General features: G+C 53.6%; 8 protein-coding genes. All 8 read left to right on the top strand.

What is annotated here, in order from left to right:
• The first annotated feature begins 40 nt into the window (after window positions 1–40).
• The 8 genes from KJY78_RS01700 to hrcA all read left to right on the top strand — a co-directional run bounded on the left by KJY78_RS01700 (window position 41) and on the right by hrcA (window position 11,708).
• Complete coding sequence (locus KJY78_RS01700) at window positions 41–1,138, top strand: ComEA family DNA-binding protein (protein WP_214336779.1); 1,098 nt, start codon at window positions 41–43, stop codon at window positions 1,136–1,138.
• A 2-nt stretch (window positions 1,139–1,140) separates the two neighbouring features.
• Entirely contained in the window at window positions 1,141–3,846 is a 2,706-nt protein-coding gene (locus tag KJY78_RS01695) for a ComEC/Rec2 family competence protein (protein WP_214336778.1), read from the top strand.
• On the top strand, window positions 3,789–5,243 hold the full coding sequence (manA, locus tag KJY78_RS01690) for a mannose-6-phosphate isomerase, class I (protein ID WP_214336777.1): 1,455 nt from the start codon (window positions 3,789–3,791) through the stop codon (window positions 5,241–5,243). Before KJY78_RS01695 ends, manA begins: the two co-directional genes overlap by 58 nt.
• 2 nt (window positions 5,244–5,245) lie before the next feature.
• Window positions 5,246–6,238: a DNA polymerase III subunit delta gene (gene holA / locus KJY78_RS01685; RefSeq protein WP_214336775.1), complete on the top strand. Its 993-nt coding sequence runs from the start codon at window positions 5,246–5,248 to the stop codon at window positions 6,236–6,238.
• A gap of 153 nt (window positions 6,239–6,391) precedes the next feature.
• Window positions 6,392–6,652, top strand: a complete 261-nt coding sequence (gene rpsT, locus KJY78_RS01680) for a 30S ribosomal protein S20 (RefSeq protein WP_214336773.1) — start codon at window positions 6,392–6,394, stop codon at window positions 6,650–6,652.
• A gap of 102 nt (window positions 6,653–6,754) precedes the next feature.
• Window positions 6,755–8,599, top strand: coding sequence for a translation elongation factor 4 (lepA, locus tag KJY78_RS01675; protein WP_214336771.1), 1,845 nt, complete (start codon window positions 6,755–6,757; stop codon window positions 8,597–8,599).
• A 749-nt stretch (window positions 8,600–9,348) separates the two neighbouring features.
• Complete coding sequence (gene hemW / locus KJY78_RS01670; protein ID WP_214336921.1) at window positions 9,349–10,575, top strand: radical SAM family heme chaperone HemW; 1,227 nt, start codon at window positions 9,349–9,351, stop codon at window positions 10,573–10,575.
• Between the two features lie 98 nt (window positions 10,576–10,673).
• Window positions 10,674–11,708 carry a heat-inducible transcriptional repressor HrcA gene (hrcA, locus tag KJY78_RS01665; protein ID WP_214336769.1) on the top strand — a complete coding sequence of 345 codons (1,035 nt, stop codon included), beginning with the start codon at window positions 10,674–10,676 and terminating at the stop codon, window positions 11,706–11,708.
• Window positions 11,709–11,722 lie beyond the last annotated feature (14 nt).

The raw sequence follows: 11,722 nt of genomic DNA, 5'->3' as shown, positions 1-11,722 counted from the left end.
TTATTGCTTAGTGTGTGCTTAGTATTGCCAAAATAGCGGTATGGCACGATCAAAGAAATCTATTATTCCACCTTTGGCAGATCTGGCTGCGCCTGACGCTAACCCAAAACTTTCGAGTTTAGAAGCTGCGCACGGCGCCAGGTGGGATCTGCAGGATCATCTGCTCGCGTACCGCGAGGGCACAATAGGGCAGTATCAGGGCGGGCAGCCGCGTTTTGGCGATACTGGCGGGATAGCGGGCTTTAACAGCGATGGCGGAATGGCGGCGAGCACTCAGCCGCGTTTTGACAGCACTGGTGAACTCGTAGGCGCTCGTTGCCGCTTTAACGGCACTAGCGAAGTGACTGCGAGTACGTCGGCAAAGCGGCAAAATACGGTGCCGGATGATGTTGTTGACTATCAGCTAGCGCAGGCGCTTTACGGAGCAGATGCAGAGGCCGTCTTGGCTCCCGAAATTACCGTTACCGACCGTATCAAAAAAGCGTTAAAAACCCCCGTTGGTGCGGCTTTGGCATTTGCGGCGGTAATTGCCCTGGCGGTGTGCGTCTGGCTGCTTTGGGAGGCACAGGCACTCGGCAGCCTAGCTGGTGATAATAAAACAGCGCTGAGTGCAACAGCGGAGTTCACGTCACTGGGCGAGCTAAAAACAGATTCTGCCACAGACACAGCACAAGATACACTTAATCAAACATCCCCGTCGCAAAAACTTGTTGTGCACGTTATCGGCGCCGTTAATAAACCGGGACTTTATGAATTACCCGTTAACTCGCGCGTGAGCGATGCGATTACCTTGGCTGGCGGGGCAACCGACTCGGCAGAACTGGCAAAAATTAATATCGCGCGTCCGCTGGTTGACGGTGAGCAGATCCGTGTCCTGGCTCGGGGAGAAGACACTACACCAGTGGCAGAATTGGACGGTTCAAAGTTGCAAGATGGCGCAGCTGCTAAGGGCGTAAGTCTGAACACGGCAAGTGCCGAGGAGCTGCAAACTCTGCCGAAAATAGGGGCGAAAACTGCGGCAAAAATAGTTGCCTGGCGCAACTCGCACGGCGGGTTCAAGCGCGTTGAGCAGCTTTTAGAGGTGGCGGGAATAGGCGAAAAAGTGTTTGCGAATCTAAAACCTATGTTGCGACTATAACTATGCGAGCAACACACACGCTAAAGACGGCGCGATCAGTAACTGCGCTGCAGGGCGTCGCGCGTTTAATGCCTGCGGCGGTCACTGTGTGGGGCGCAGCGTTACTGTTTTTGCTCACGCCGGGCAGCAGCGCTGACTTTGCGCGTGTTACTGCGGTTATTGCGGTGGTCACAGTGGTTGTTTTAATCTTTCTGCTGTGGCGGATCGGGCGCTTCGCGTGCAGGCGTGCAACCGTCAGCATAAGCAGCGTTAAGCTATATAAAATACTGCCAGCGTTTGTTATAGCACTTGCAATGTTTGCGCTGCTGGCCACTCACCTGTGTGCGCAGCTAACAGCCCGCGAGCACTTGCAGGAACAGCTCTCAGACGGCATACACGAGTTAGAACTGCAGCTTGTTGAGTATCCCAAAACTAAACTCAATGAGGTTTCAAGTGTGCGCTATATGGTCGCAAAAATTACTGGTGTTGTGCAAAAAGATAAAACTGTGCGGACAGTTCCGAGTGGTGTGCGAGTGCGGGTTTGGCTTCGCGATGCGCCTTTAAATAAATGGGCTCCTGGTTCTGACATCACAGTTTTTGGGCGATTACAAAAACAACCGCTTAACGCCGCGGAGGGGTTTACGCTGCAGGCGCAAAAAATCACCGATTCAACGCGCGGCGCTGACTCAACACTCGGTATTGATTTAACGCGCGGCACCGGTTCAAAACACAGCGTGGGCGTTGTTGCAACACTGCAGTCTCAGCTGGCAGTGCTGCGCTATCAGCTGAGAGAGCGCAGCTCTAAACAGCCGGGTACGCAACTACTGCCGGGATTTGCAATAGGGGATACCTCGCTGCTGGATCCGCAGCTAGCAGAAAATATGCAAACGGCAGGTCTTACCCATTTAACAGCCGTTTCAGGAGGCAACTGCGCGCTTGTGATCGCTGCCGCAAGTGTTATTGCAAGCCGCGCGGGAGTGCCGCGCAGCGTACGAATATTTTTAATGCTCGGCGCGCTGCTGTTGTTTGCGCTGCTTGTTGGTCCTGATTCTTCGCTGGCTAGGGCAGCAGTTATGGCGGGGGTTCTGCTGCTGGCAAAGTTTGGCTCGGTGAAAAGCGCCGGAATAACAGCCCTCAGCGTCGCCGTTATCGTGCTGATAATTTACGATCCGTGGCAGGCTTTGAAACCGGGGTTCGCGCTATCTGTTGCAGCAACCCTCGGGATTTTAGTGGGGTCTCCCGTTTTTCAAACGCTTTTTACCGGGTTGAAACTTCCGCAGATTGTCGCGCTGCCACTGGCTGTGACAGTTGCCGCACAAATAGCGTGCGCTCCGATACTGCTGTTTTTACAAGAAAATGTGTCGCTGGTTGGCGTGTTTGCAAATCTAGTCGCGGCGCCGATTGCACCGTGGTTAACAGGGATGGGGTTGTTGGCTGTTATCGCTATTGCCGTAATTCCCATGCTTGCTGGACCAATTATTTTCGTAGCCGCAATATTCGGCTGGGTAATAGCTAAAATAGCCTGGGTGTGCAGCCAGATTCCGGGCGGCTCAGTATCCTGGCAGGGCGGATTTAGCGGCTTTTTAACAATGTTAATAGCCCAAACAGCTTTGCTGCTTGCCTGGCGATACAGAGAGTATTTAAGACGTTTACGCAGCGGCGCTCACCCCTGGGTCGTAAAATACGCTCCTAGCCTAAAACAGCGCATTTTAATAGCGAGCGGATACCTGCTCGCAGGCGTTATTATTGCAATAAATACCATTATTGCTCCTGTTAGCGCGCAGCTGAGTGTGCCTAAAAACTGGATAGTTGCCGGTTGTGACATTGGCCAGGGGGATGCCGTTATGGTGCGCGATCCTGCGTATCCCGACGCTGTTATGCTGATTGACACGGGAGAAAACCCGGAGCTGCTCAAAAAGTGTTTTGAAACATTCGGGGTGCAGCATCTTGCGCTAATTATGCTCACGCACGACGATAAAGACCATGTTGGGGCCGTTCATGTTGCTGCAGAGCGTGGTGAGTATGCACTGATTGCACCGCCAACAACAGAACAAAAACGCACCGGCAAAAGAACGCTTTTAACAACTCTTAAGCGCTTAAAATTAAAGAGTAAATACGGCGTTGCAGGTATGAGTGGGGTAATAACCAAGAAGGGCGAGATTCTGCTGCGCGCGGCTGGCGACGAGACCGCTATAAGTTGGCAAATATTAGCGCCCGATGCAAACAAAGCAGATAAAGACACCAACGCTATTAGCCAGGTGGCAATAATCCACGTTGCCGGACTTAAAATTTTAATGCTTGCCGACACCGGCAGAAAGGAGCAAACCGAGCTGTTGGCAAAATATCCCGCAGCAATGCTGCGCGCGGACGTGTTAAAAGTTGCTCACCACGGCTCAAAAAATCAGGATCCGTTATTAACAAGGGCTGTGCAGGCAAAATGGGGAATTATCGGGGTCGGGGCGCGTAATAAGTATGGGCATCCTAGCCGTGAGACGTTGCGGAGCCTGCACGACGCGGGCACGAATGTTTTACGAACTGATATTATGGGTGCGGTCGCAATTACAGCGGATGAGCAAAACCGGGTGTGGCAACAGCGTGTTCCTGAGAATATCCCGGGGGTTGCTATCACTGGTGAAAGTAGCAGAGTAAAATTAATTGCGTGGGAAAGAAGATGTCGAACGAAATACTCGCTATTAGAAATAAAATCATGCCCTACAAATGGGGCATGATAGGAGGCATTAGCAGCCGCCTCAAATACGACAAGACAGCTCAGGTCGAGGCTGAGCTATGGATTGGCGCGCACCCAAAAGCACCCAGTGAGTTTGTTGCGCAGCAAAACGCAACGAGCAATACGCTGCTGGACTACGAAAAATCTAGCGGGCAAACCCTGCCGTTCCTACTTAAACTGCTCGCCGTTAACGAGGTTTTATCGCTGCAGGCGCACCCTACAAAAGAGCAGGCCGCTGTTGGACACGCTGCAGAAAATAAATCTGAAGTGCCGTTTAACTCGCCGGTGCGTAACTATCCTGATGCGCAGGCAAAACCCGAAGTTTTAGTTGCTTTAGAAAGCGGATTCGAAGCGCTCTGTGGGTTTCGACAAGCGCTCGACAGCGTGCAGGTTTTTGAAGCTCTGGGCGCACACCCGAGCCTGCGTAAAGCCGCGCGCGATGTTATTAAAGAGTACATCAGGATGCTCCGCGGTGAAGGCATCTCTGGAGTTGTGACGTGGGCACTTGAGCAGCAGGCTAAGCGCATCGCAGAAATTGCTGCGGCAGAAGAGCGCGCGGCTTTAACGGCGGATAATCATAATGCTGATCCGCTGTCAGATATCGCAGAAGATACCGCAGCTGAGGCAATTAAGAACGCTGCTGAAACAGCTGACGATGCGACAGAAGATACCGCCGGAGAAGCAGAAATTGACATTTTTCACCTGCGCGATGATGAGCTTATCGGGGTGCTAAAAACCCCGCGCATCGGACGGGGACGGCTTATAATGCAGGAGGTTCTTGCGGCGCTGCAAGAAGCGGCACTAACACACACTGCGATTCCGCTGCCGGGCAATAATCCACAGCTGACAAGACTCGTGACGTTGCTGCTGAAGCTCAACTCACAGTATCCACAAGATGCCGGCATAGTTGTTGCGAGCCTGTTAAACCATCTAACCTTGGCTCCTGGTGAGGCGCTTTGGATTCCGCCGGGCACGCTGCACGCCTATGTTCACGGCTACGGGGTTGAAGTTATGAGTCCCAGCGATAACGTTTTGCGCGGCGGGCTCACCGTAAAGCACGTAAACCCGGCAGAGCTTGCTAAAATTATCGATTTTAATGGTAGCGCCGCGATCCGCTTTATCCCTGAAACTAACGGCAAAAACTCGCGCTATGCGCCCGATCAAAACGGCGAGTACGCAACTCCTTTCGAGCTTGTGCGCGTGCTCGAAGACTGCGTTATTGAGAGTGATTTTCCGCTGAGCGTGCTGGTTGTTAACGGCAAATACGAAATTGTGGCGAGGGGCTCTAAAGCAGCGCTTAAAATCGGCGATAGCGTGTTCATTCCAGGCGGTAAAGTGTCTCTGACTGGGTCGGGCGAAGCTTATGTTGCCACCGGGCAGATTAAGAGCTGGCGCTAACAATGTCGCGTGCCGCTGCAAACAGCGTTGCTTACGACAGCGTGCGTATTGCCGAGGTCACTTTGTTGTATGGTAAAGAAACGGTTTTGGCCGACAGGGCAGCAAGGCAAATCACAGAACTGTTGCGCAAAGAGTATCCCAACCTAGTCACACACGAAATAAGCGCAGCAGAGTACTCGCGCGGCACGCTTTTAACATTTGCAACGCCGTCGCTCTTTGGCGAGCCGCGGCTAATTAAAATCAGCGATCTAGATAGAGCCAGCGCGTGCTTCACAGAGGAATTCGCGCAGACCACGTCGCAGCTAGACGGCGAAACCTTTTTCTTGCTGCAGCATCCGGGCGGTGTTAGCGGCAAGGCTGTGCTGCGTCAGGTGCGGCAAACCGCAGGGCTTATCGAGGTTAACTGCGCCAAAGTAGAACTCTCTGAGCGCCCCAACATTATTACGCGCGAGGCTAAAAGACTGGGGGTGCGGATCGCGGCAGAGCCGCTTAGACAGTTGAGCAGCGCATTCACAACAGATCTGGGAGAGCTGTTTGCCGCTCTCGAGCAGCTCGCGCATCACGCGGTAAACTGTGAAATAACCTTACAGAGCGTGCAGGATCTAACCGCAGGGCGAGTTGAAACGAGCGTTTTTGCTGTTATTGATGCCGCGCTAAACGGCGATGTTGCGCAGACCATGATCCTGATTAGACACGCGCTGCACACCGGCATTGACCCCGTTTTTATAGTTGCCATGATCAATCGCTCACTGCGAGATTTAGCGCGTGTGCACGGGCGAGCCGAGCCCGTGCAGCAGCTCGCTAAAGAGCTGGGCATGCCGCCCTGGATGGTTGACAAAGTGAGAAGACGGGCGGCTAAATGGCAGCGCACCAATCTTGCAAAAGTAATCTTACAGGCAACTGAAACCGATATGGCGGTAAAGGGCTTTGCAAAAGACCCCGAGTATGCCCTAGAGCGACTACTGCTCACAGTAGCTGTGCGCGGCAACATTTAACGCCTGAAATCATGCTATCGCACCTCTGCGTATAAAAATATGCTAGGGTTATTAACTGACTTGCTTGTGGTGTGAATAACCACAGTGGCGCGTTTTCCCCTCTCTGATTGCGCGTCGGATAAGTATTAATCGTAAACTTTTGAAGGAAGCTAAGTGGCAAACATTAAGTCGCAAATTAAGCGGATTCGCACCAATCTCGCAGCAACCGAGCGCAATCGCGCTTACAAGAGCGAGCTACGCACCTTTGTGCGCAAAACTCGTCTTGCTGTTGAGACAGGAGATAAAGACGCAGCTGTAAAGGCACTGCAGGAAGCTAGCCGTAAGCTAGACAAGGCTGTTAGCAAGGGCGTGATTCACAAGAATCAGGCTGCTAACCGTAAATCAAAGCTTGCTAAGAAAGTAACTGCTCTCTAAGCTACCTAAGCTTGAGACAGTTTCGGCACGCATACCTGTTTTTACGGTGTGCGTGCCTTTGTCTTAAATTTAGCCCCGTGTCCGTTTTAAGATAGGTGTTGAATGTCTCCTCGCAGTGTTAATCCGCCGCGTCCCTCACAAACTCCTGCGTCCGCGATCCGCAATTTCTGCATTATCGCGCATATTGACCACGGCAAATCAACGCTCGCAGACAGAATGCTGCAGATTACCGGCACAGTGTCTGACCGTGAGATGCGGGCGCAGTATCTCGACCGCATGGATATTGAGCGCGAGCGGGGCATCACAATCAAGTCGCAGGCGGTACGGATGCACTGGGAGCTTAACGGCACTGATTACGCGCTGAATATGATCGACACGCCCGGGCACGTAGATTTCAGCTACGAGGTTTCACGCTCGCTAGCGGCCTGTGAAGGCGCTATTCTGCTGGTCGACGCGGCACAGGGCATTGAGGCGCAAACGCTCGCGAACCTATACCTGGCAATGGAACACGATCTTGAGATTATTCCGGTGCTGAATAAAATCGACCTTCCCGCGGCGGATCCGGTGCGCATTGCGCAAGAAATATCCGAGCTAATTGGCTGTGATCCGGCGGATGTGCTCGCTGTCTCCGGTAAAACCGGCGCGGGTGTTGAGGCGCTGCTTGACTGTGTTGTTGCTAAAGTTCCGGCGCCAGTGGGAGAGCTGACAGCGCCCGCGCGAGCTATGATTTTTGACTCCGTGTACGACCCGTATCGCGGGGTTATCACCTATGTGCGGATGATTGACGGCAAGCTGTTACCGCGCGAGCGCATTTTGATGATGTCAACGCTGGCCGAGCACGAGGCTCTAGAAATAGGCGTTTCTGCTCCCGAGCAGATTCCCACAGCGGGGCTTGCTGCCGGTGAGGTGGGCTACCTGATTACGGGTGTTAAAGACGTGCGGCAGTCTAAAGTTGGTGACACCATCACAACCAAGCGCGCGCCAGCGAGCGACGCGCTGCCGGGGTACATCGATCCGAAGCCGATGGTTTTTTCCGGTATCTACCCGATCGACGGCAGCGATTATCCGGTGTTGCGCGAAGCCCTTGATAAGCTTAAACTCTCAGATGCCGCGCTGCAGTACGAACCAGAAACCTCAGTTGCGCTGGGGTTCGGTTTTAGGTGCGGTTTTCTGGGGCTTTTGCACCTTGAAATCATAAGCGAAAGGTTGCGCCGCGAGTTCAATCTTGATTTGATCGCGACCGCGCCGAGCGTTGTCTATCGGGTTGTGCGCGAAGATGGCAAAGAGGTTACCGTTACAAACCCGAGCGAATACCCCGACGGTAAAATCTCAGAAGTTTACGAACCCGTTGTAAGTGCCGCAATTCTTACGCCCAAAGACTATGTCGGGCAGATTATGGAGCTGTGCCAGGCCAGGCGCGGCAGCCTGCAGGGTATGGAGTATTTCGGCACAGAACGGGTTGAGCTGCGCTATAAAATCCCGCTCGGTGAAATCGTGTTTGACTTTTTTGATCAGCTCAAAAGCTGCACCCAGGGGTACGCAAGCCTTGACTACGAGTCGGCCGGCGAGCAGAATGCGGATCTTGTAAAGGTTGATATTCTGCTGCAGGGTGATAAAGTTGACGCTTTTAGCGCGATTGTGCATCGCGATAGCGCCTACGGCTACGGTACCATGATGTCGGAGCGACTGCGTAAGCTAATTCCGCGCCAGCAGTTTGAAGTGCCGATTCAGGCAGCTATCGGGGCTAGAATTATTGCGCGCGAAAACATCCGCGCAATCAGAAAAGATGTTTTAGCAAAGTGCTACGGCGGTGATATTAGTCGTAAGCGCAAGCTGCTAGAAAAGCAAAAAGAAGGCAAAAAGCGGATGAAAATGGTGGGGCGCGTGGAAGTGCCGCAGGAAGCCTTTATCGCCGCGCTGTCTGGCGAAGTTGAGGGTAAAAAATGAGTTCTGAGCCAAGACGCCGCAGTACTTTTGTAGATTCTGTTCTCAACTACGCTGAAGTTGGTGGTAGCCAGGCGCCCGACCTGCTTGATTATCCGCCAAACGGGGCGTATCCATTTGCCGAGAGCGTCAGGCTGGGAATTGGCAAAAATCGATTCGATGACGCTGTTGGGCAGTTAATGACGTGGCGCGTGTTCGAGCTTGCCGGGTACAGCGTTACCGTGCTTGACCAGGGAAGCATACCAGCGCGCCCGAGCCTGAACGAGACCGTGTACAGCGCGGAGGGAACAGCGTATCTGCTCACGGGAGCAAAGGCAGAGCTACAAAGCGCAACAACAGTCGCTAAAAACGCGGTCGATTTAAGCGGTGTTTACAGTGTTGTGCGGCTTTTAAGGGGAGATAGGCAGGAAGATTTAACCGGCAGCGCAGAAACTGGCGCAGAGCCGGTGTTGCGCTCCGGGGTGGTGCTCGGCACGGTGTCATCCGCTCGCGAATTTGCCGGCGAAGTAAGCTTTGAGGTGCAGCTGCTCGCTGATGACAGCGTGCAGGCTGTCGCGCGCGGATTCTTCCACCTGCCAAAACGCTCCCGGTTCAATTTTTTGTGCGACGGCAAAAACGGGCAGAAACTATCCGCCGAAATCAAAGAAACGCTCTCCTGTCTGATACCCGGTTATGCCTCTCTGAACAGAGTAAACGGCGGCGCTGCCAGCGCAAAAACAGAGTTCAAAACACAGCCCCAGCGCCCGTCACAGATGCCTCCTAGCGCGCTGCTGCCGGGCGATCCAGTACCAGCGGATGGCAGACTCCCCGCGCAGGCGGCCGTTAACTCCGCAGAGCGTGGCTTTGGAGCCTATGTACACGTGCCATACTGCCGCGTGCGCTGCGGGTACTGCGATTTCAACACCTACACGGCAACCGAACTTGGCAGCACAAACCAGAGCAATTACACTGCAGAGGTGCTGCAGGAAATTGCCTTTGCAAAAACCGCGCTGCAGCTTAGCCAAGTGCCGCAGCGGCCGTTAGATACGGTATTTTTTGGCGGGGGCACGCCCACGCTTTTGCCCGCGGGTGACCTTGTTAAAATGTTTAACGGGCTAAAAAACACCTGGGGTTTGACCGCAGATGCCGAGGTCACAACCGAAGCCAATCCGGATTCTGTTGACTACAGCTATCTAGAAGAGCTGCGCGATGCCGGTTTTACTCGTATTAGCTTTGGGATGCAGTCTGCGGTTGCTCACGTTTTAGAGGTTCTGGAGCGCACGCACGATCCGTCGCGAATTCTGCCGGTTACAAAATTTGCCCGCGAGTTGGGCTTGCAGGTGAGCCTCGATTTAATCTACGGCACCCCGCACGAAACGCTCTCCAACTGGCGCGAATCTGTGCTCACCGCACTGGCGTGCGAGCCTGATCACATTTCAGCGTATGCGCTAATTATCGAGCCGGGCACCAAGCTTGCCGCGCAGATTAAGCGCGGCAAGTATCAAATGCCCGACGATGACACACAGGCTGATATGTACGAGCTAGCAGATAAGCTCTTTAGTGAGGCGGGCTACCGCTGGTATGAGATCAGTAACTGGGAACGGGGCGGGTCATATTCGCGCCACAATTTGGGATACTGGCAGGGTGCCAACTGGTGGGGTTTCGGGCCCGGCGCGCACAGTCACGTAGGGGGCGTGCGTTGGTGGAACGTGAAACATCCGCGCGTGTACGCAGCTCGCGTACGTGCTGGCGTGTCGCCAGGGTATGCGCAAGAGGTGCTCGATCCGCACGCGCGCCATACAGAGCGAGTGCTGTTAGAAAGCAGAATCCGCTGGGGGCTTCCGTTGCAGGCGCTCACCGCGCAAGAGCGCTCGCGAGTTGCCGGACTGCTCACACAAGAGCTGGTGCAGCCCGAGCCGCTGTTTGCGCAGCAGCGAATTGTGCCCACGTTAAAAGGGCGGTTGCTAGCAGATCAGATAGTGCACCAGCTGCTGGGATAGCTGAGTTTTAAGTTTCACAGGGTAAACTAGCACTCTATAGGTGACAGTGCCAGATTTTGCTGTTAGCGCTGGTGGCGAGATATTTCAGGGGGTGCATTATGGTTTCTGAGCGTAGCTTGCAGGTTTTACGGGCAATTGTCAACGATTATGTGGTGCACCACGAACCGGTCGGTTCTAAGCGGATCGTGCAAAAATACGCTTTTGACGTGTCTGCGGCCACTATCCGCAGCGATATGATGGCGCTTGAGAAGGCGGGGCTAATAACCGCACCGCACACTTCGTCGGGGCGCGTGCCAACCGATAAAGGATACCGTTTACACGTGGACACACTGACTCGCTTGCAACCGCTCTCTGCAGCTAAAAAGCTCGCGATTGAACGGTTCCTGGGGGAGACACACGACCTTGACGAGGTCTTAAACCGCACCGCCAGGATTTTGTCGCTGCTCACAAATCAAGTTGCGCTGATTCAATATCCGGGTGTGCCGAGCGAGCGGGTGCGGCATTTTGACCTGGTGCAGCTGTCTGCAAACAGGGTGTTGGCAATTCTTGTAAAAAGCAGTGGGGTGGTGGCGCAGCAGCTAATAGTTTTTAATGCGGATGAGCTGCGGCATCTGAGCCTGCCCACCGTACGCGGGCAGATTTACCGGGCAATTATTGATAAGGATCTAAAAGCTGCGCTTGCCACTCTTGCCGCAGAATATAAAAATATTATACTGCCACAGCTGCCGCCCGTAGCTAAAGCGCCGGCGGCAATTATCTTTGATAGTGTGTGCGAACAGTTAGCGGTTAGCACAGCTGCTAAACTAAAGGTTTCAGGAACGGCAAATATATCACGCGCGGCGGTTGCAGAGCTGTCGGCAGAGGTCGTTTTAGAAGCGCTCGAAGAACAGGTGACGCTGTTGCAGCTGTTTAACGAGTTTGCGCTGCAGCAGGAGCGTGAAATTAGCATTAGTATCGGGCGCGAGAATGAAACCTATGGGCTGCAGGGAACCGCGGTTTTAGCCACGAGCTATGGTAACGCCAACAGCACCGGCTCACAGCTCGGGGTTATCGGCTCACTGCACATGGATTACGCAGAAAACATTGTTGCGGTGCAGGCTGTGGCGAGTTACCTCAATAAAATTTTAAGCTAGTAAGAAGATTTTAA

Source organism: Canibacter zhuwentaonis (assembly GCF_018531145.1).
In the GTDB taxonomy this organism is placed as follows: Bacteria; Actinomycetota; Actinomycetes; order Actinomycetales; family Microbacteriaceae; genus Canibacter; species Canibacter zhuwentaonis.
The sequence above is the reverse complement of the archived record's forward strand: the minus strand, read 5'-3'. Positions and strand labels throughout refer to the sequence as shown.